At 67.8% G+C, this 19,974-nt stretch carries 21 protein-coding genes and 1 pseudogene; 20 read left to right on the forward strand and 2 right to left on the reverse strand.

The window, feature by feature from the left end:
• Positions 1-3 precede the first annotated feature (3 nt).
• From MBENS4_RS01860 to MBENS4_RS01910, 12 genes and pseudogenes are all read left to right on the forward strand, one after another.
• Complete coding sequence (locus MBENS4_RS01860) at positions 4-819, forward strand: flagellar hook-basal body complex protein (protein ID WP_039388345.1); 816 nt, start codon at positions 4-6, stop codon at positions 817-819.
• A gap of 25 nt (positions 820-844) precedes the next feature.
• Positions 845-1,612, forward strand: coding sequence for a flagellar basal body rod protein FlgF (locus tag MBENS4_RS01865; RefSeq protein WP_039388346.1), 768 nt, complete (start codon positions 845-847; stop codon positions 1,610-1,612).
• Between the two features lie 33 nt (positions 1,613-1,645).
• The gene (gene flgG, locus MBENS4_RS01870) at positions 1,646-2,434 is read left to right on the forward strand and encodes a flagellar basal-body rod protein FlgG (protein WP_039388352.1); all 789 of its coding nucleotides are present in this window, start codon (positions 1,646-1,648) and stop codon (positions 2,432-2,434) included.
• 2 nt (positions 2,435-2,436) lie between these two features.
• Complete coding sequence (locus tag MBENS4_RS01875; protein ID WP_052321935.1) at positions 2,437-3,117, forward strand: flagellar basal body L-ring protein FlgH; 681 nt, start codon at positions 2,437-2,439, stop codon at positions 3,115-3,117.
• Positions 3,118-3,128: 11 nt separating this feature from the next.
• Positions 3,129-4,241, forward strand: a complete 1,113-nt coding sequence (locus tag MBENS4_RS01880) for a flagellar basal body P-ring protein FlgI (protein ID WP_052322306.1) — start codon at positions 3,129-3,131, stop codon at positions 4,239-4,241.
• Positions 4,238-4,600 (forward strand): rod-binding protein, encoded by a 363-nt coding sequence (locus MBENS4_RS01885; protein ID WP_039388356.1) that lies wholly within the window; start codon positions 4,238-4,240, stop codon positions 4,598-4,600. The genes MBENS4_RS01880 and MBENS4_RS01885 overlap by 4 nt, the downstream gene beginning before the upstream one ends.
• A 24-nt stretch (positions 4,601-4,624) precedes the next feature.
• Positions 4,625-4,669: pseudogene (locus tag MBENS4_RS27330) on the forward strand (hypothetical protein); the annotation flags it as partial.
• A 38-nt stretch (positions 4,670-4,707) separates the two neighbouring features.
• Complete coding sequence (locus MBENS4_RS01890; RefSeq protein WP_242404741.1) at positions 4,708-5,943, forward strand: flagellar hook-associated protein FlgK; 1,236 nt, start codon at positions 4,708-4,710, stop codon at positions 5,941-5,943.
• A gap of 11 nt (positions 5,944-5,954) precedes the next feature.
• The gene (locus tag MBENS4_RS01895) at positions 5,955-6,875 is read left to right on the forward strand and encodes a flagellin N-terminal helical domain-containing protein (protein WP_039388358.1); all 921 of its coding nucleotides are present in this window, start codon (positions 5,955-5,957) and stop codon (positions 6,873-6,875) included.
• A 69-nt stretch (positions 6,876-6,944) separates the two neighbouring features.
• Entirely contained in the window at positions 6,945-7,808 is an 864-nt protein-coding gene (motA, locus tag MBENS4_RS01900) for a flagellar motor stator protein MotA (protein WP_039388360.1), read from the forward strand.
• Between the two features lie 2 nt (positions 7,809-7,810).
• Positions 7,811-8,644: a flagellar motor protein MotB gene (locus tag MBENS4_RS01905; protein ID WP_039388361.1), complete on the forward strand. Its 834-nt coding sequence runs from the start codon at positions 7,811-7,813 to the stop codon at positions 8,642-8,644.
• A 205-nt stretch (positions 8,645-8,849) separates the two neighbouring features.
• A complete protein-coding gene (locus tag MBENS4_RS01910) occupies positions 8,850-9,473 on the forward strand; it encodes a YceI family protein (protein ID WP_039388362.1) in 624 nt (207 codons plus the stop codon).
• 496 nt (positions 9,474-9,969) lie between these two features.
• On the opposite strand, the gene MBENS4_RS01915 is transcribed toward MBENS4_RS01910, so the two are convergent.
• Positions 9,970-10,791: a flagellin N-terminal helical domain-containing protein gene (locus MBENS4_RS01915; protein ID WP_039388364.1), complete on the reverse strand. Its 822-nt coding sequence runs from the start codon at positions 10,789-10,791 to the stop codon at positions 9,970-9,972.
• Between the two features lie 271 nt (positions 10,792-11,062).
• On the opposite strand from MBENS4_RS01915, the gene MBENS4_RS01920 reads away from it, so the two are divergent.
• The 7 genes from MBENS4_RS01920 to MBENS4_RS01950 are packed head-to-tail and all read left to right on the forward strand — an operon-like array spanning position 11,063 to position 17,918.
• Entirely contained in the window at positions 11,063-12,367 is a 1,305-nt protein-coding gene (locus tag MBENS4_RS01920; RefSeq protein ID WP_039388365.1) for a sigma-54 interaction domain-containing protein, read from the forward strand.
• Positions 12,364-12,756, forward strand: coding sequence for a flagellar hook-basal body complex protein FliE (gene fliE, locus MBENS4_RS01925; protein WP_039388367.1), 393 nt, complete (start codon positions 12,364-12,366; stop codon positions 12,754-12,756). Before MBENS4_RS01920 ends, fliE begins: the two co-directional genes overlap by 4 nt.
• A gap of 9 nt (positions 12,757-12,765) precedes the next feature.
• Complete coding sequence (gene fliF, locus MBENS4_RS01930; protein ID WP_039388369.1) at positions 12,766-14,496, forward strand: flagellar basal-body MS-ring/collar protein FliF; 1,731 nt, start codon at positions 12,766-12,768, stop codon at positions 14,494-14,496.
• On the forward strand, positions 14,496-15,506 hold the full coding sequence (gene fliG, locus MBENS4_RS01935; RefSeq protein WP_039388371.1) for a flagellar motor switch protein FliG: 1,011 nt from the start codon (positions 14,496-14,498) through the stop codon (positions 15,504-15,506). The genes fliF and fliG overlap by 1 nt, the downstream gene beginning before the upstream one ends.
• Positions 15,499-16,140 carry a FliH/SctL family protein gene (locus tag MBENS4_RS01940; protein ID WP_039388372.1) on the forward strand — a complete coding sequence of 214 codons (642 nt, stop codon included), beginning with the start codon at positions 15,499-15,501 and terminating at the stop codon, positions 16,138-16,140. Before fliG ends, MBENS4_RS01940 begins: the two co-directional genes overlap by 8 nt.
• 8 nt (positions 16,141-16,148) lie before the next feature.
• Positions 16,149-17,489 (forward strand): FliI/YscN family ATPase, encoded by a 1,341-nt coding sequence (locus MBENS4_RS01945; protein WP_039388373.1) that lies wholly within the window; start codon positions 16,149-16,151, stop codon positions 17,487-17,489.
• 3 nt (positions 17,490-17,492) lie between these two features.
• Positions 17,493-17,918 carry a hypothetical protein gene (locus MBENS4_RS01950; protein ID WP_039388375.1) on the forward strand — a complete coding sequence of 142 codons (426 nt, stop codon included), beginning with the start codon at positions 17,493-17,495 and terminating at the stop codon, positions 17,916-17,918.
• Positions 17,919-18,086: 168 nt separating this feature from the next.
• Here MBENS4_RS01950 and MBENS4_RS01955 read toward each other — a convergent pair whose 3' ends face one another.
• Entirely contained in the window at positions 18,087-18,599 is a 513-nt protein-coding gene (locus MBENS4_RS01955) for a hypothetical protein (protein ID WP_039388376.1), read from the reverse strand.
• Positions 18,600-19,167: 568 nt separating this feature from the next.
• Here MBENS4_RS01955 and MBENS4_RS01960 point away from each other — a divergent pair.
• Entirely contained in the window at positions 19,168-19,944 is a 777-nt protein-coding gene (locus tag MBENS4_RS01960; RefSeq protein WP_039388378.1) for a hypothetical protein, read from the forward strand.
• Positions 19,945-19,974: the final 30 nt, after the last annotated feature.

The following is a 19,974-nucleotide window of genomic DNA, read 5'->3' on the forward strand; positions in this document are numbered from 1 at the left end:
CCGATGTCCTATTACACCTCGCTGACCGGCCTCAAGAACGCGCAGACCGACCTCAACGTCATCGCGCACAACATCGCCAACGCCGAGACCACCGGCTTCAAGAAGAGCGACACCGCCTTTGCCGACATCGTCTCCTCCTCGATCCTGACCGATCCCTCGCTCACCACCGGTATCGGCGCGCGGGTCAGCGCGATCATGCAGGAGTTTTCGCTCGGCCCCATCGAGCAGACCGGCTCGGCGCTCGATGTCGCGGTCAACGGTGAAGGCTTCTACACCGTCGTCTCCCCACTCTCGGGCGAGACCGCATATACCCGTGCCGGCTCGTTCTCGGTCGATGGCAACGGCTACATCCGCAACGCCCAGAACATGCGCCTTCAGGTCTTTCCGGTCGATGCCTCGGGCGCGATCACTTCGCTGACCACGCTTCAGGACGCGCAGATCCCGGCGCAGAACACCGCGGGCGAGGACTTCGCCGGGGTGACCATCATGTCCGACGGCTCGGTCGTCGCCACGTACGCCGATGGCTCGAACGAAACCGTGGGCGTGCTCGCGCTCGCCAACTTCATCTCGCCCCAGGGCCTGCGCCAGGAAGGCAACGCCAGCTGGACGGCGACCGGCATTTCGGGCGCCGCCAGCTATGGCCAGCCAGGCTCGGGCCTCTACGGTTCGCTCATGGCCGGATCGCTCGAACGCTCCAACGTCGAGATCGCCGAAGAACTGGTCTCGCTGATCACCGCGCAGCGCAACTTCCAGGCCAACGCCAAGGCCGTGGATACCGCCACGCAGCTCTCGCAGACCATTATCAACCTGCGCACCTGATCGGCGCTCGGACCGGACCTGACCCATGGATCGCCTGATCTACACCGCGCTTTCGGGCATGGCCAATTCGATGACACGCGAACGCGTGATCGCCTCGAACATGGCCAACGCCCAGACCATCGGCTTCAAGGCCGAGGTTCTCAACGCCACGCCCATGACGCTCGAAGGCCCGCAGCTCCAGGTGCGCGCCATGTCGAGCGCCGACGTCAAGGGCGCGATGATGAAGGACGGCGCGGTGGTGAACACCGGCAACCCGCTCGACGTGGCGCTTTCGGGCGACACCATGCTGGCCGTCCAGGCCGACGACGGGGGCGAGGCCTATACCCGCCGCGGCGATCTCTCGGTCACCGTGACGGGCGTCCTCCAGAATGGCGACGGGCTGCCGGTGATCGGCCAGAACGGCCCGATCACCCTGCCCCCCGGCGCGCGCATCACGATCGGCCCGGACGGCGCGCTGCTGATGGCCGATCCGGCCGTGCCCGAAGCGCCGCCAGCCCGGCTCGACGTGATGAAGCTGGTCTCCACCACCGGCTCGACCATCACCAAGACGCTGGCCGGACAGTTCCGCGTTCCGGGTGACGGCATCCCCGGCAGCCCGACCGAATTCGGCGTGCTGCCGGTGGACGCGAACGCGCGCCTGATCCCGCAGTCGCTGGAGCAGTCCAACGTCAACGCCTCCGAAGTGCTGGTCGAGATGATCTCGGCGCAGCGCCTCTTCGATCTTCGCACCAAGCTCATCGAAACCGCCCGCCAGCTCGACGAAGGCGGCACGCGGCTGATGCGCCTCGACTGATAGCCCCCTCACCGTCTCCACAGGAAACGTCCCATGCCCTCATCCGCCCTCCAGGTCGCCCGCACCGGTCTCGAAGCCCAGGACACGCGCATGCGCGTGATCGCGAACAACCTCGCCAACGTCTCGACCACCGCCTTCAAGCGCGACCGCGCCAACTTCGCGACGCTGGCCTACCAGGACGCGCGCGTGGCCGGTGCCGCCTCCTCGAACGAGACGACCTACGCCATCGGCCTGAACCTGGGTACGGGCGTGGGCGTCCAGTCGACCACGCGCATGGAGACGCAGGGCTCTCTGCAAATGACCGGCAACAGCCTCGACCTCGCGCTCGATGGCGATGGCTATTTCCAGATCACCCTGCCCGGCGGCCAGCTGGCCTATACCCGCGCGGGCAATTTCAGCCGTTCGTCCGAGGGCCTGCTCGTCACCTCGCAGGGCTATGCGGTGCAGCCTCCGGTGACGATCCCCGAGAACGCGACGACGATCTCGGTCTCGGAGGACGGCACCGTGTCGGCGCAGCTGGCCGGGCAGGCCGATCCCTCGCAGATCGGCCAGATCACCATCGCCAGCTTCACCAACCCGCAGGGGCTCCAGGCGATGTCGGACAACTTCATGCTGGAAACCGCCGCCAGCGGCCCGGCGCAGATCGGCGTTGCAGGAACCGAAGGGCGCGGCGCGATGCGCCAGGGCATGCTCGAGGCCTCCAACGTCAACATCGTCGAGGAGCTGGTCGACATGATCGAGACCCAGCGCGCCTACGAGATCAATTCCAAGATGATCTCGGCGGTCGACGAAATGCTGCGCAACGCCAACCAGACGCTGTGATCATGTCCCGCACTATCTCCCTCTCCCTCGCCCTCGCGCTTCTCGCCCTTGTCCTTCCGCTCCAGGCAGAAGCGAAGAAGAAGCCCAAGCCCTCCGGTTTCGAGGCCACGCTGCCGATCGTCGAAGCCGCGAGCGCCGGGGCTGTGCCCACGGGCGGGATCTTCTCCGCCTCGGTCGGCTATGCGCCCCTCTACCAGGGCAACCGCGCCACGCGCGTGGGCGATCCGCTGACCATCATCCTTCTCGAGACCACCACCGCCTCCAAGGCCGTTTCGTCCAGCAACGGCAAGAGCGGGGGCGCCTCGATCATCCCGCCCACGGCCGGTCTCCTCTCCTTCCTCAACCCCAACGCCCTTAACGCCAGCTCCTCCTCGTCGTTCAATGGTCAGGGAAGTGCAGCGCAGACCAGCAGTCTCGTCTCCACAATTTCCGTCACCATCGCCGAAGTGCGCGCCAATGGCACCGCACTGGTCAAGGGAGAGAAGAAGATGCTGCTCAGCCAGGGAGACGAATGGGTCCGGTTTTCCGGCATCGTGCGCCTGGCCGACATCGACCAGGACAACGCCATCGCCTCGACCCGCGTGGCCGATGCCCATGTCGAATATTCCGGCAAGGGCGCCCTCCAGCGGGCCAGCAAGCAGGGCTGGCTGGGGCGCTTCTTCAACCTGATTTCGCCGTTCTGATGGGGGGCTGGATGCAGCGTAATCTTCCCTGGATGCTGGCCGCGCTCTTCGCCGCGCTCACCGTCTACCTGGCGCCCGTCCACGCCCACGCCGAACGCGTGCGCGATCTTGGGCAGTTCCAGGGCGTACGCTCCAACCAGCTCACCGGCTATGGCATCGTCGTGGGTCTTCCGGGCACGGGCGATGACAACCTCGAATACCTGACGCAGGCCATGAAGGGCGTCTCGGGCCGCATGGGCCTGACCCTGCCCGCAGGCGTCGCGCCCGGGCTCAAGAACGCGGCGGCCGTCATGGTCACCGCCGACCTTCCCGCCTTTGCCAAGCCCGGCCAGCGCATCGACGTCACGGTCTCCACCATCGGCAAGGCCAAGTCGCTGCGCGGCGGCGCGCTCATCATCACCCCGCTCTACGGCGCGGATGGCCAGATCTACGCGATGGCGCAGGGCAACCTCGCGGTCGGCGGGCTCGGCATCTCGGCCAACGACGGCTCCAAGCTGACGGTCAACATCCCGACCGTGGGCCGCATCGCCGAGGGGGCCTCGGTCGAGCGCGCGGTCGCAACCGGTTTCGACAGCCAGCAGACACTGCGCTGGAACCTCTTTGCCGCCGATTTCCTCACTGCCTCGCGCGTGCGCGATGCGATCAACCAGCGCATGCCCGGCACCGCCTCGGTCGAGGATGGTGTGACGCTGGCCCTCACGCTTCCCATCGAATCGAACACCCGCGCCAGCGTCATGGCCGCGATCGAAATGATCGAGATCCAGCCTGCCGAAACGCCCGCGCGCGTTATCGTCAATTCGCGCACCGGCACCGTCGTCATCAATTCGGCCGTGCGGCTCGCGCCCGCCGCGATCAGCCATGGCAAGCTCACCGTCCGCGTCGACGAAGACCCGATGGTGGTCCAGCCCGCGCCCTTCAGCCGCGGCCAAACCGCGATCGAGCCCAATTCCGACATTTCCGCCGAGGAAGAAAGCCGCGCCGTCGCGCTGTTCCAGCCGGGTGCCTCGCTCTCGCAGGTGGTCGACGCGCTCAACCTCCTGGGCGTCACCCCGTCCGACCTTGTCGCAATCCTCGAAGCGCTCAAGCAGGCCGGTGCCCTCAAGGCCGAGATGGTGGTGATATGATCAACGCTTCCGCCCCCTCGACCAGCCTCATCCTCTCGCCTGAAAAGGGCATGGACCGCACACCCGGGGCCACCGCGCGCGAGGAACTGGCGCAGGCCGCCAAGCAGTTCGAGGCGATCTTCGTGCGCCAGATGCTCGCCGAAGCGCGCAAAACCCACTTCGACAAGGACGGCATCTTCTCCAGCAGCGCGCTCGACACGTTTCGCCAGATGCAGGACGAGCGCTTTGCCGAGATCGCCGCGCAGACCGGCACGCTGGGCCTTGCCAGCGTGATCGAGGCTCAGCTTGCACGCCACCTGCCGCCCGAGGCTCCCACCGAGCCTGCTGCCGCCCCCCCTGCCACCTCCGGAGACCGCTAAGCCATGCCGTCCGACCTCATCTCGATGGCCCGCAGCGGCACCCGCGCGGCCCGCACTGCGTTGGAGATCACCTCCAACAACATCGCCAACGCTTCCTCGGAAGGTACGTGCGGCGCTCGGTCTCGCTCGCCGAAGTGGCCGTCGGCACGGTCAGCTCGACACCCACCTCGATCAACCTCGCCGGGGTTGCGGTGGCGGGTATCGTGCGCAACGCCGACCAGTTCCGCCAGGGCGAAGTGCGCCGGACCGGAGCCGATGCCGCGCGCGCGGCGGCCGAAGTCCAGGGCCTCGAAAACATCGAATCCGCGGTCGAGCAGACCGGGGTCTACACCTCGATCGTCGATTTCGAGGCAGGGCTGCAGGCTCTGCTGTCCGATCCCACCGACGGACCGTTGCGCGCGGGCGTCCTCGAACAGGGGCGCACACTTTCCGAAACGCTCAACGTCGCGGCCTCCAGCCTCGATGCGGTGGGCGATGGGCTGCGCTTCGAAGCGGGCGAAGGCGTCGAGAACGTCAACCGCATCGCCTCCGAACTGGCGCGCGTGAACCTGCGCCTCTCGCGCGCCTCGGACGCCTCGAGCGACCAGACCGCGCAGCTCGACCAGCGCGACATGCTGCTCCAGGAATTGTCGCAGTACGTCGACACGCGCATCAGCTTCGCGCCTGATACCGGCGTGGTGACGGTTACGCTGGGCGGGCCTTCGGGCACCGATCTCGTCAACGGCGGGACCACCCGCAGCCTTGCCATGGCGACCGCTGCCGACGGCACGATCTCCTTCAGCCTCGATGGCACACCGACAGCGATTTCCTCCGGCCAGCTCGCGGGCAAGAGCCTGTCGCTGACGCAGGCCGCCTCCACCCGCGCCGAACTCGACGCGATTGCCGCCGAGATCGTCACCACCATCAACGCCGCGCAAGCCGCGGGTGTCGACCTTGATGGCAATCCCGGACAGCCGCTCTTTTCGGGCACCGGCGCGGCGGACATCCGCATGATCGCGGCCAACGGCGCGGCCGTCGCCACCGCCCCTGCCGGGGCCGGCGCGAACAGCCGCGATGTCTCCAACCTCGAAGCCATGCGCAGCGCGCTGTCCGCCGCCGATCCGGCGGGCGACATGGACACCCTGCTCTTCGGCATTTCCAGCGCGGTGGCCGGACGCCGGGTGACGCGCGATGCGCTCGATTCCATTGCCAGCACCGCGCGCGTGGCGCTCCAGGCGCAGGCGGGCGTCGACCTCGACCAGGAGGCGGTCAACCTCGTGCGCTTCCAGCAGGCCTTCGAAGCCAACGCGCGCGTCATGCAGGTCGCCTCCGACATCTTTGATTCCATCCTGGCCATCCGCTGAAGGGTCTAGCCATGCCGATCGTCTCCACCAGTACCAGCGCCTTCTACGAACGGGCCCGCGCCGACATGAAGGACCTGCGCTCGCAGGCCGAAACGCTGCAGGCGCAGCTGGGCAGCGGCGAGAAGCTGACCCGCTCGTCCGACGATCCGGTCGCCGCCTCGCGCCTGCGTGCGCTGGGACGCCTGGAAAAGCTCTCCGAGATCGATGCCGCCAACGCCAGCCGCGCCAACGCCGACCTGACGCTGGCCGATGCGGCGATGTCGGACATGGCCGATGCCATCATCCGCGCGCAGGTACTGGCCGCGCAGGCCGCCAACGGCACCATCACCGACAGCCAGCGCACCGCCATCGGGCAGGAACTGGAGCAGATCTTCGGCAATCTCGTGGGCCTCTCGAACGCGCGCGATTCCAACGGCCATGCCCTCTTCGGAGGCGAAAGCGCGGGCGATGCCTATGGCCTCGATGCCGGGGGCAACGCGGTCTATGTCGGTACGCCCAACACCAGCAACCTGCCGCTCGGCGAAGGGCAGAGCGTGACCCGCTCGATGCCCGGCCCCCAGTTCCTGTCCTTCACCGACACCGCGGGCAATCCCAGCGATACGATGGCGACCATCAAGGCGCTCGCCGTGGCGCTGCAGAGCGGCACGCCCGATCCGACCGGCGCCGCGCGCGAGGCGCTGGGCAACCTCCAGACCGGGCTCGACACGCTCACCACGGGCCAGACCGTGATCGGCACACGCCTCGCCTGGATCGAGCTCACCGACAACCGCCGCATCGACCTCCAGGAACTGCGCCAGAGCGAGGAATCGAACATCGGCGCGACCGACATCGCCACCACCATCGCCACCTTGCAGGAAACGCTCACCGTTCTGGAAGCCAGCCAGGCCAGCTTCACCAAGCTCGCCGGGCTGTCCCTGTTCGACAAGCTCTGATCCCGCCCGCCGGCCCGGCCGCTTCTCCAAAAAGCGCGCCGGGCTTCGCCTTGACGAGGAAGATTAACCATGTTTGCAATCATCGGGATCGTGATCCTGCTGGTGATGGTCTTTGGCGGTTTCGCCATGACGGGCGGTGCGCTCGGCCCCGTGATGCACGCCATCCCTCATGAGATGCTCATCATCGGCGGCGCGGCGGTAGGCGCCATCGTCACCGGCAACTCGATGCACGAACTCAAGGTCCTGGGCGGCGGCTTCGCGCGCGTGCTCAAGGGCCCCAAGCACAACAAGCAGGACCACATCGACGTCATCGTGCTGACCGTGCGGCTGATGAAGATCCTGCGCTCGGAAGGGCCGGTGGCGCTGGAAAGCCACGTCAACGAGCCCAAGTCCTCCTCACTCTTTGCCGAATTCCCCCGCATCCTCGCCAACCACGCGCTGACCGATCTCATCTGCGACACGCTGACGCTGATCGTGGTGTCCTCGGGCACGCTGGAAGTCCACGCGGTCGAGGATGTGATGGACAACGCGATGAAAACCCACTTCCACGAGTTCCACGAACCCCAGCACGCGATCCAGAACCTGGCCGACTCGCTGCCTGCACTTGGCATCGTCGCGGCCGTGCTGGGCGTGGTGAAGACGATGGGCTCGATCGACAAGCCGCCTTCGGTTCTGGGCGAGATGATCGGCTCCGCGCTCGTCGGCACCTTCATGGGCGTGCTGCTGGCCTACGGCATCGTCGCGCCGATGGCCGGGCGCCTCAAGCAGATCAACGACCAGGACGAGATGATCTTCCACTGCGTGAAGCAGGTCATCATCGCCAGCCTGCACGGCTGGCCCCAGCCCCTCGTCGTGGAAAGCGCGCGCTCGGGCCTTGGCCATGCCTTCCGCCCGGGCCTTTCCGAACTGCTTGACGCGATGCGGGGACGCTGATCGTGGCCAAGAAGAAGGAGGAGCCGCTCGCCCCGATCATCGTCAAGAAGGTCACGGTGGTCGAAGGCGGCCACCACGGCGGCGCCTGGAAGGTGGCCTATGCCGACTTCGTGACCGCGATGATGGCCTTCTTCCTCCTTCTGTGGATCCTGGGCGCGACCACCGAAAAGCAGCGCAAGGGCATTGCCGACTACTTCACGCCGACCCTGGTGCAGACGCGCAAGCAGTCCGCCGGTTCGGCCGGCGGCCTCCTGGGGGGCTCCTCGCTCACCGACGCCGACAACTACCCCCACGCCATGGGCCAGACCGGCACCAAGGCGCTGACTATCCCGCGCGGCCCCGAGGGAGGGCCCAAGGAGGGCGGCTCGAAGGTCAAGCGCACGACCCGCGCCAAGGAATCGCTCGAAGCCAAGCTGCGCTCGTCCGAACGGCTGCGCCGCCTTGCCAAGCAGGTGCGCCTTGTCGACACCACGCAAGGGGTGCGGATCGACCTTGTCGACGACGCCGATTTCGCCATGTTCCGCCTGGGCACCACGGTCCTGACGCCCGATGCGAGCGAACTCCTGGGCGCAATCGCGCAAGCCGTGGGCCCGAACGCGGCGCAGCTCACCATTCGCGGGCATACCGATGCCTTGCCCTTCCTGCCCGGCACCAAGGGCAACAACTGGTCGCTCTCGGCCGGACGCGCCGAAGCCACGCGCCAGGCCCTCCTGCGCGACGGATTGCCCGAGGACCGCTTCCGCCGGATCGAGGGCGTCGCCGACAAGGAACTGCTGATCCCCGGCGATCCGAACGATCCGCGCAACCGGCGTATTTCGATCACCTTGCTGGACTGACGTACACGCCCATTCGGCAACACGAATGCAGGCAAAATGGCACTGCACAGCATTGCAATGGATACAATTGCACGCATCCCCTTGCGTAGGCCCTCTTCCCACTCTTAAGTCCCGGTCTCCCCGCCCTGAAATCGGCGCGGGGCTGGCGTGCGGCCGCAAGGCGCTCGCCCGGTGACTGCGACCTACCCCTCAGGAGGATCTACCAATGCGCCGCCTTTTTCTTGCCCTTCCTGCCAGCGCTGCCCTGCTTGCCGCAGCCTGTTCCTCTGCCCCTGACGAAAGCGCGCCCGAACCGCTCGCCGGGAACTGGGAGCTGGACACGGAAGCCTCGCGTCTCGCCTTCGTCACGATCAAGGCTGGCCAGGTCGTCGAAGCGCACAGTTTTGGCGATCTCTCCGGCTCGGTCGCCGAGGACGGCACGGCCAGTTTCGCCGTTGATCTCGCCTCGGTGAACACCAACGTCGATGTGCGCGACCAGCGCATGCGTGACATCCTCTTCCAGGTCGCCGACTTCCCGCAGGCCAAGGTCAGTGCGAAGATCGATCCGGCCACGCTGTCCGGCCTGGGCCTTGGTGAGCAGTCCATCGTTCCGATCACCGCCACGCTCGAGCTGCACGGCACGAAGGCTCCGATCGAGACCAGCCTCGCCGTGACCCGGATCGCGCCCGACAAGGTGGAAGTGGAAACGACCAGTCCGATCATTCTGGACGCGGCGAACTACGCCCTCGGCGAAGGCCTTTCCCAGTTGCAGGAACTGGCCGGGCTCCCGGCCATCACCGCGCAGGTCCCTGTCACCTTCTCACTTGTCTACGACAAGTCGGACGACTGAACTGAGCCACTGTCTTCTTTATCTTCAGGCAGGCCCGCCAATGGGCCTGCCTGGCAATCCATCACACTGAAAAGAAACGCTAAAAATCAAAAAACCCGACATAATAAAAATATTTCACACGCAAAAGAAAACGTTGCGCGCGATCATCCTTACCCTGTGATTAACCCTCGCCAGCCACGATTCATCGCATTTTTCAGCCCCCTTCAGTGCTAGGAATTCCATGCTCAAGCTGCCTCAAGTCATCCGCTGCCGTCTGGGACGCCATACCCCGGTCCGCTCCGAGGCGACCTGGGACGGGCTGCACTTCGTGGGCACATGCAAAAAATGTGGGGAGTCCATCCGCCGGGTGAGCCGCGGCAAGTGGAAGGCCGATTGGCTGCCGGACTGACACGCCTCGAACGCGCCGAACGCAAAAGGGCCCGGCGGTCTGGGGAAACACCGCCGGGCCCAACTTGAGGCCTGCCTGGTCAGGGCAGGCCATGCACATTCATCAAGATTAACGCAGCAGCGAGAGCACGTTCTGCTGGCTCTGGTTGGCCTGCGCGATCATCGCGGTCGAGGCCTGGCTCAGGATCTGCGCCTTGGCCATCTGCGTGGTTTCGCTGGAGTAGTCGGCGTCCTCGATACGCGAACGGGCGTCCGAGAGGTTCGTCACGTTGTTGGTGAGGTTGTTGATCGCCGATTCGAGGCGGTTCTGGCCAGCGCCCAGCGAGGCGCGGGTCGAGTTGACGTCGGCCAGTGCGGCATCGACGTTGTCGAGCGTGGTCGAAGCTGCCGTTGCGGTCGACACGTCAAGCGCCGTACCCAGGTTCGTGCCATCGATCGCGGTCGAGGTCAGCGTGATCGTCTCACCCGAATTCGCACCGGTCTGGATGTTGAAGGTAACATCGGTGCCCGAGGTGGTCGAGAATAGCGTGTTGCCGTTGAACTTGGTCTGGCTGAGAACGTCGTCGATCTGCTCGGTCAGTGCGGTGACTTCCGACTGCATCGCGGTGCGGTCCGAGTCCTGGTAGGTGCCCGAGGCCGACTGGATCGCCAGTTCGCGCACGCGCTGGAGCATGTTCGAGACTTCCGACAGACCGCCTTCGGCCGTCTGGGCAAGGCTGATGCCGTCGTTGGCGTTGCGGATGCCCTGGCTCATGCCCTTGATCTGCGAGGTCATGGAGGTGGCGATGGCAAGACCGGCCGCGTCGTCCTTGGCCGAGTTGATGCGCTTGCCGGTCGACAGGCGCTCCATCGCAGTGCCCAGCATCTTGTTCGCCGAGTTCGACGCGTTCGAAGCCTTGATCGCACTGATATTGGTATTGATGACTGACATTGTAGTTAGCTCCCGTTGGCTTGTCCCGAAGCCGGACGAGCCACCCGGCCCATCCGGACTGGCTGTCAGGACCTAGACCGGCAGGACGGCGCGAAGTTTAAGCGAAAAAATTCGCAGCGTTTGCGCGCTTCGTGCTGCACTGCAGCCATCCTTCGCGATGGTTTCGCGGGGCTACGGGAATCCACACGCCCTTAAATTCTCAAAACGTTGGCCGTTCTCGCGCGATACCCGTGTCTTGGAAATTGGTTGCTTCCACGGGGATAATAGAATCATGCCAGGTCTGACCTTCAGCCCGGAATTCGGCCGCCTTCACGGCCCGCTCGTCCAGCGCGCCAGCGCGGTCGCCGGAGGCCTGATCGACCACACCGACATCGATCTGCGCGATCACGCCGACTCCGCGCCCGCGCGTTCCAGCACGCGCACGGTCACGCTCAAACGCGGCTCGGCTGCCAGCCTGACCCATGACGCGCAGCGCGTGGACATCGGCTACGGCGATCCGCTGGGCGAAACCGCGCTGGCCATGCTGCTCGCCGCCATGGCCGCCCCGGGCGACCCGATTGCCGCCGATCCCCTCAGCCTCTCGGTCCTGGCGCTGGCCGAACGCATCGCGGCCAGCAACATTCCCGTGCTCATCAACGGCCCCACCGGCACCGGCAAGGAAGTGCTGAGCCGCTTCATCCATGGCCGCAGCGCGCGCCGCAAGGGGCCCTTCGTGGCCGTCAACTGCGCCGCGATGCCCGAGACCATGCTCGAGGCCATGCTGTTCGGCCACCGCAAGGGCGCCTTTACCGGCGCGACCGAAGCGAGCGAGGGCTTCATGCGCGCGGCCAACGGGGGCACGCTGCTGCTCGACGAAATCGCCGAACTGCCGCTTTCGCTCCAGGCCAAGCTGCTGCGCGCGCTGCAGGAACAGGAAGTCGTGCCGATCGGCTCGACCCAGGCGATCCCGCTCGACGTGCGCGTCATCGCCTGCGCCAACCGCGATCTTCCCACCGAAGTCGCCGAAGGCCGTTTCCGCGCCGACCTGTTCTACCGCCTCAATGTCTTCCCGCTCGAGCTGCCTGCACTCAAGGCGCGGCCCGAGGACATCGCCCCGCTCGCCTACGCGATGGCGCTGCGCCACGCCGAAACGCCGGGCCGGGTCCCCTGCTTCAGCGAAGCCGCGCTCGTCATGCTCAAGCTCCACGCCTGGCCGGGCAACGTGCGCGAACTGGAGAACGTGGTGCGCCGCGCGCTCCTCCTCGCCTTCGACAGTGATGTCATTGCCCCGCAGCACATCGTCTTCGACAGCCCGGCACGCCTGCTCTCCCCCTTCGAGGACGAACGGCGCAGCGCCGAGGCCGCAGGCGATGCCGTGACGCCCGACAGCAAGGGACGCCTTTCCAACATCGTTCAGCAGTCCGAGGCCCGCGCCATCGTCGAGACGCTCGAGACCTGTGGTGGCAACCGCCAGCAGGCCGCGCGCGAACTCGGCATTTCGGAGCGTACCTTGCGGTATCGTCTTGCCTCGCTCCGTGAAGCGGGCATCGAGATCGGCCGCAATTGTGGCGCCCGCGCCGCCGGAGGCCGTCGATGAGCACGGTCTCCCCTGTCAGTGCCCGCGAGGGCGGCATCCAGCAGATCATGGACATGCGCGCGCAGATCATCGAGCGCAACCAGACCCTGCGCGCGATCCATTCGCCCGAAGGCCCCTCGGTAGCAGGCACGGGCCTCCTTCCTGCCCCCACCGGCAACGGTGCGCCCGCGCCCGGCTTTGCCGACACGCTGCGCTCCGCGCTTGAGGGCGTCAATTCGGTGCAGTCGCGCGCCGAAACGCTCTCCAGCGCGTACCAGACCGGCGAGGTTACCGACGTCGCACAGGTCATGCTCGCGCGCCAGGAAGCGGGGATCGCCTTCGAGGCGACCATGCAGGTGCGCAACAAGCTCCTGAGCGCGTATCAGGACATCATGCGGATGGGGGTCTGACGCTAAGCCATGGCCGACCTCGTCCCCGCCCCCGCAGGCGGCGCGCAACTGCCCGCCGCGCCTTCGCTCTTCGCGCCCTTCACCGACCCCGCCGGCGGGCCTGTCCTTACGCGCCTCTCGGCCTTCACCACGCAGCCCGCGGTGCGCAAGGTCCTGCCGGTCTTCGTCGGGTTGGCCGCGATCGGCGCCGCGCTCCTGACCTGGAGCGCCATGGCCCCTGATCCCCAGCGCGTGCTCTACGCCCAGCTCGGCGACAGCGAACGCGCCAGTGTCGCCGCCGCGCTCGACCAGGCCGCGATCGACTACCGCATCGACAATTCCACCGGCGCGCTGACCGTGGCGGAGGGCGACTTCTATCGCGCGCGCATGCTGGTCGCCTCGGACGGCGCGCTTGCCGTGCCCGAAAGTGGCGCCCAGATGCTCGACAGCCTGCCGATGGGCGCCAGTCGCACGCTCGAGGGCGAGCGCCTGCGCGCCGCGCGCGAGGCCGACCTGCAGATGACCATCCGCGAGATCGATGGCGTGGAAGGCGTGCGCGTGCACCTGGCCGCAGGCGAGAAATCGGTCTTCGTGCGCGACAACGTTCCCCCGTCCGCCTCGGTCATGGTGCGCCTGGCCCGTGGCCGCAGCCTGACCGACGGGCAGGTCAGCGCCGTGGTCAACCTCGTCGCCGGATCGGTACCGGGTCTTTCGCCCGATGCCGTGCGCGTGATCGACCAGCACGGACGCCTCCTCTCGCAGCTGGGCCAGGGCGTCGATTCCGACCGGCTCGACCTCCAGGCCCGAATGGAAGCCAAGCTGCGCGAACAGGTCGCCCAGTTGCTCTCGCCCATGCTGGGCGAAGGCAACTTCACCTCCGAGATCCAGGTCGACCTCAACATGGACGAGGTGACCTCCGCGCGCGAAAGCTACGACAAGGACGGCGTCGTGCGCAGCGAAACGCAGCAGCAGTCGCAATCCAGCACCGGAGGCGCCGCCGTGGGCGTGCCCGGCGTGCTCGCCAACACGCCCCCGCCGCAGACCCAGGCCCAGCCGGGCGCGCCGCAGGGCACGCCGGGACAGGCCCAGGGCGCGCAGACGCCGCCCCCGACAAATGGCGAAAGCTCGTCGAGCCGCACCTACGAACTGGGCCGCGAGGTTTCGGTCTCGAATACCGGTCCCGGCCGCGTCCAGCGCCTTTCGGTCGCCGTGGCGATAAGCGCCGAAGCCATGAAGGGCGCCAACCAGCAGCAGATCGCCGACCTGGAGGCCCTCGTCAGCGCGGCGGTCGGCGCGAACCCGCAGCGCGGCGATGTCGTCAAGGTCATCACCCGCGCCTTCGAGGTCGCGCCCGAAACCGCCTTGCCCTTCTACGAGACGAGCTGGTTCGCCATGCTCGTGCGCAACGGGGCGGCGGTCATCGCGGTCCTTCTCGTCCTGCTCCTGGGCGTGCGCCCGATGGTCAAGGCCGTGCGAAGCGACAAGGTGAAGGGCGCCAAGGGCAAGAAAGGCAAGAAGGCCAAGGGCGCCGCCGAGGACGAAGACGAACCCGCCGCGCTCGAGGCCCCGGCCATACCCGCCGAACGCCCGGTCATACCCGGCACCGAAGAGGAAGAGGAATACGTGCCGCGCGCCGAGCTCCTCAACCGCCAGATCACGCTCGCCCGCGGGCTCGTCGCGGAGAACCCGGGCGGCGCGGTGCAGGCGCTGCGCCAGATGCTCAACCACATGCCCACCGAAGATGAGGCAAAGGCCGCCTGATGAGCGAGGCAGCCCCCTTCGAGGCGGCCGACAACGCTGCCGTGATGATGATGTTGCTGGACGAGGAACAGACCAGCCGCATCCTCGCCGAACTGGAGCCCGACGAGTTGCGGCTCCTGGGCGAAAAGATGTGTGCGCTGGGCGACATCGGCCCGGACGTCATCGCCGAGGCCCTGACCGGGTTCCTGGAAAAGACCGAAGCGCTCGGCCTGCCCTCGCACGACCGCGTGGGTCAGGTCCGCATGATGATGCACCGCGCGCTGGGCGAGGTGAAGACCGACAATCTGATGCAGCGCATCGTGCCGCCCGATGCGCCCAAGGGCTCGATGGTGGAGCTGGCGCGCTGGCTCAATCCCTCCGCGCTGATCCCGCTCATCAAGGACGAGCATCCCCAGGCCATCGCCGTGCTGCTGGTCCAGCTCGATCCGCTGGTCGCCGCCGAGGTCCTCCATGGTCTCCCGCCCGAACAGCACTCCGAAATCATCCACCGCGTGGCGACGATCGGCCCGGTCTCGCCCCAGGCCATCGCCATGCTGGAGGAACTGCTCAGCCAACGCATCACCCAGTGCCACGGCAGCCGCCCCCTGCAGATGGGCGGCATGAAGGAGGCTGCGGAGATCATCAACGGAGTGGGCAAGGTCATCGAGAAGCGCGTGATGAGCGAGATCGCCAAGAAGGACAAGGCGCTGGCCAAGAAGCTGGAGGAGGAGATGTTCAAGTTCGAGCACCTCTTCGTGCTCGATCCCCAGCAGATGGGCGTGCTCCTGCGCGATGTCGGCAACGACACGCTGATCGATTCGCTCAAGGGCATTTCGGAGGAGGAGCGCGAGTTCTTCTTCCGCGCCATGTCCAGCCGCGCCGCCGACGGCGTCAAGGACGAGATCGCCGCGCGCGGGCGCACCAAGCTGGCCGACGTCGTCGCCGCGCAAAAGGAAGTTGTTGCCATTGCCCGCAAGCTGGTGGCCGACGGCTCGCTGATCCTGGGTTCGGGAGACGGTGAATATGTCTGATTTGGGCTTTGCCTTCCCCCGCCCTGGCTTCAAGCTGATCGAGCCCTACGGCGACCGGCGCGGCTTCACGCCCGACCTGCGCTACGGCGGGAATCTGCGCAGCGCCGAAGGTGACGAAGCGCCGACCTCTCCGCGCGAGGATACCGCGCACGAGGAGGATACTCCGGACCCGCTCGCCGATGCCTTTACGCAGGGCTTTACCGCCGGTTTCGAACAGGCCCAGCAGGCCGCTGCGCAAAAGCAAGGCGCCGACGAGGCCGCGCGCGAGGCGCTGTGCCTCTCGCTCGCCCGGCTCGATGCCGAACTGGAAGAGCAGCTGCGCCTGCGCCTACGTGAAACGGTCGCGGCGCTGTGCGAAAGCGCGCTGGCCCCGCTCGCGCTCGATACCGAGGCGCTTGAGCGGCGGGTCGCCAACGCGGTTGCCATGCTTGCGCGCGCCGACGACGAGCGCGTGATCCGTCTCAACCCCGAGGACATGGCGCTGGTCTCCCCCCGCCTTGCCGAGCAATGGACGCTCCAGGCCGACCCCAAGCTCGAACGCGGGGCGCTGCGCATCGAGACCGCGAGTGGCGGAATCGAGGACGGCCCCGCCGCCTGGCGCGAGGCCATCGCCGAAGCGCTGCACGACTGCTGAGCGGCCTCATGCTGGACATGTGCGAAGCCATCCTGCGCGACCTTGCCACAGAGCCGGTCGACCTCGCCCCGCGCCGCTTCGGCTATGTCACGGCCTGCGACGGAGGGCTGCTCGAAGTGAGCGGCCTGGCTGTTCCCGTGGGCGCGATGTGCCGGGTCGCAGACGGGCGCAAGGCGCCGCTGCTCGCCGAAGTCATCGGCTTTCGCAACGGACGCACGATGATGATGATGCTGGGCGACACGATCCTGCTGCGCCCCGGCGCGCGCGTCATCCCCGAGGGACGCCCGGGCATGCTGCCCGTGGGCGAGGCGTTCCTAGGCCGCGCGGTCGATGGCGAAGGGCTGCCTATCGACGGCGGCCTGCCCATTCACACGCGCGGCGAGTGGCCCGCTGGCGGCGTGCGCACCTCCGCGCTCGATCGCAGCCCGGTGCGCGTTCCCTTCGACACCGGCGTGCGTGCGCTCAACGCGCTCACCACCTTTGGCGTGGGCCAGCGCATCGGCGTCATGGCGGGCTCGGGCGTGGGCAAGTCGGTGCTGATCGACATGATTGCACGCGGTGCCTCGCTCGCCCGCAATGGCGCGGACGTTGTCGTGGTCGGCCTCATCGGCGAACGCGCCCGCGAGGTCTCGGACTTCGTCGAGCGGCACATGAACGCCGCCATGAAGGAGAAAACCGTCGTCGTCGCGGTTCCGGCCGACCATGCCCCCAACCTGCGCCTGCGCGGAGCCATGCTGGCGACCTCGATGGCCGAGCATTTCCGCGCGCGCGGGCGCAAGGTCCTGCTCATCATGGACAGCCTGACCCGCGTCGCCCACGCCGCGCGCGAAATCGGCCTGCTGCTGGGCGAGCCGGGCGCGGCGCGCGGCTATCCCCCTTCCGCGCTCGCCACGATCACCAAGCTGGTCGAGCGTGCGGGCAACTCGGCCGCCTCCAATGGCTCGGTCACCGGGCTCTACACCGTGCTTGCCGATGGCGACAACCAGGACGATCCGGTCGTCGACACCGCGCGCTCGATCCTCGACGGGCACATCGTGCTCAGCCGCGAACTGGCCCAGCGCGGGCAATATCCGGCCATCGACATTGCCGCCTCGCTCAGCCGTGTGATGAACGACATCGTGCCCGAGGAGCACCAGAAGCTCGCCCGCACCTTCCGCGCGCTGACGGCCAGCTACGAGGCCAACCGCGATCTCGTGCTGATGGGCGCCTACCGCCCCGGCGCCGACGCCCAGCTTGATCGCGCGATTGCCATGACCGGCAAGTTGACGGCCTTCCTGGCGCAAGGGGCCGGCGAGGTCGTGCCGCTCAAGGACAGCGCCAGCCAGCTCGAAGCCCTGCTTGGAAGCTGATCGATGACCGATGCCCACAAGCGCCTCGCCCGCCTGCGCCGCCTGGAGAAGGTGCGCGACATCGCCCGCCAGACCGCTGCGGCCGAAGCCGCCCAGGCCGAGGGGACCCTGGCCCAGCTCCAGGCCCTGACCGAGCGCACCCGCCGCCTTGCCGAAGACTACGCCACACGCCGCACCGCGACCGACGGCGCGGCGCTGCACCAGATCGGGCGTTTCGTCTCCGGGCTCCAGACCCTTTCGCGCACGACCCAGGGCGATGCCGAGCGCGCGCACGCCATTGCCGATGCCAAGCAGAGGCACCTCGCGGAAGCCGAGCGCCGCCGTGCCGCCATCGAGGAGCGCGCGGCCCTGCAGGAAGGGATGATCGCCAAGCAGGCGGCAACACCCGTTCTCTCCGCTCGCCGCGCAGCTGGCACGGAGCTTGAATAGTCCTTTCCATGGCAAGCCCAAGGACCCGTATTCGATGATCCCTCCGCACGCACCTTCCCAAGGCCTCGGCCTTCTCCGGACGATCCTGAACGGCCCCGCCACGTCGGACGAGGGTTCTGGCGGCGTGCCCGGAGAGCGCGGCACCGGCGCGAACTTCTCAGCGACACTTCAGGGACTTGCCTCGCTTGAAGGGGACACGGCGCCGGCTCCTGCCACCCTTCCCACTCCCCACCTGCCCATGCCGACCCCTCTCGCGGCCCAGGCACCGAGCGGCGACGCATTGCCCCCGATCGCACACCTGCCGGGCGGCAAGCCCTTGCCGTCCATCGGTGATCCGCTGCCGCCAGCCGCGCCGCAGGCCGCCGGGGCAGGCCCGGACAGCGCCTCCTGGGACGTGGCCGCAGAGGCATCCCCGGGCGAACCGGACCTGCCCGCACCGCTCACGCCGCCATGGCTGGCCTTGCTCGTCGACTTGCCCGTTCCGCCTGTCGCCGCTTCGCCTGCGCCGCCCACTCCGACAGCCTCTGTTTCGCACGTTGCCGCATCGCCTGCCTCGCCCTCTCCGGCGAGCTCCGTCTCGCACGTTGCCGCATCGCCTGCCTCGCCCTCTCCGGCGAGCTCCGTCTCGCACGTTGCCGCATCGCCTGCCTCGCCCTCTCCGGCGAGCTCCGTCCCGCACATCGCCGCATCGCCTGCAGCGCTCTCTCCGGCAGGCCCTCTCCCGCACGTCGCCGCATCACCTGCCTCGCCCCCTGCGGTGGGTTCTGTCCTGCCGCTCCGCGCATCGTTGGTTCCAAGCGCCCCTTCCGTGCCGACAGGCCGACAAACGTCCGGGGAAGGCTCTTCCAAAGGCGCCCTTGCCGGAACGGTTACCCGGCTGCAAATGGCTGCCGAGCCGATGCAGCCCCCCGTGACACCCGCCTTCGACGCGGCCACGCGACCCGTTCAGATGTCGTCCGCGAAGGAGGCCACTCCGGTCCGCGCTGCCGCCCTCCCTCCGCAAGGCGCAGAGCCCTCGGCGGCGAACGTCCCAGGCATGGAAGACCTGACCCGTGAGGTACCCGTCACCGGACGGTTGGCCCTTTCTCCGACGGCTCTCCTGCACAGGCCCACTCTGCATAGGCCTGCCCCCGCACAGCCGGGTCTTCCCGTTCCGACCTCGGCACACGCCCAATCGGATGCGCAGCGTGCACCGGCGCCCACGCCACCGGCCCCGCCTCCAGCCAAGGGGATTGCAGCCACTCTCGCCATGGTGCGGTCGGATCGCCCGGTCCAGGACGGCGAGTTCGTGCCCCAGCCCCCCATGGCGGTCGCCTCTGCAAGTGCCGTCGAGGAGGAAGGCCGCCCCCTCTCCGCCCGCGCGCCCGAGAAGGCTGCGGACACCGCCATGCCGTCAGGCGCTTCTCCAGTGCCCGCGCCGGTCAGTACCCCGGCGCAACCAAGCGCGCCGTTCGCGCCGATCATGGTGCAGGGACCAGATGCGCCTGCCCTTCAGGGCTCGGAAATACAGACGCCCCTGCGCGCCGAAACCCCGCACGATTTCGACACGCTGCTCGGGCGCCTTCACGAAGCGCGCGAGGCGCAAGGGCCGCAGGTCGTGCGCACCTCTCTGGTCCATGCCCAGTTCGGGCATGTCGCCTTGCAACTTCGCCCGGATGAAACCGGCATGAGCGTGTCCCTGCGCAGCGCCGATCCTGATTTTGCGGCCTCCGTTCAGGGTGCCGCCGCACAGGTGCTGGCCGCCTCCAGTGCGCAGGGCGGTGACACTCCGCGCGAAAATCCCTTCCAGCAGTCCACCGGGCAGCAGGGGCAGAACTCCGCCACCTCCCCGAACGGACAGGACCCCAAGGGCGGGCAAGGCTTCGCGCAAGGCGCGGGGCAGGCGCGTGAGGATGGCCAGCCGTCCGGCTCCTCCGGGACGCCGCGTTCCGGTGGGCGCGAAGGCTCCGACACGCCTGCCAGGGGCACCCCGACCCGTTCGTCCGACCGCCCGGCCCGCGACACGCGCGGCGGCGTCTACGCCTGATGACAGGTACGCCTGGCGACAGGCCCCAGC

The sequence above is a fragment of the Novosphingobium sp. MBES04 genome, assembly GCF_000813185.1.
GTDB lineage: Bacteria > Pseudomonadota > Alphaproteobacteria > Sphingomonadales > Sphingomonadaceae > Novosphingobium > Novosphingobium decolorationis.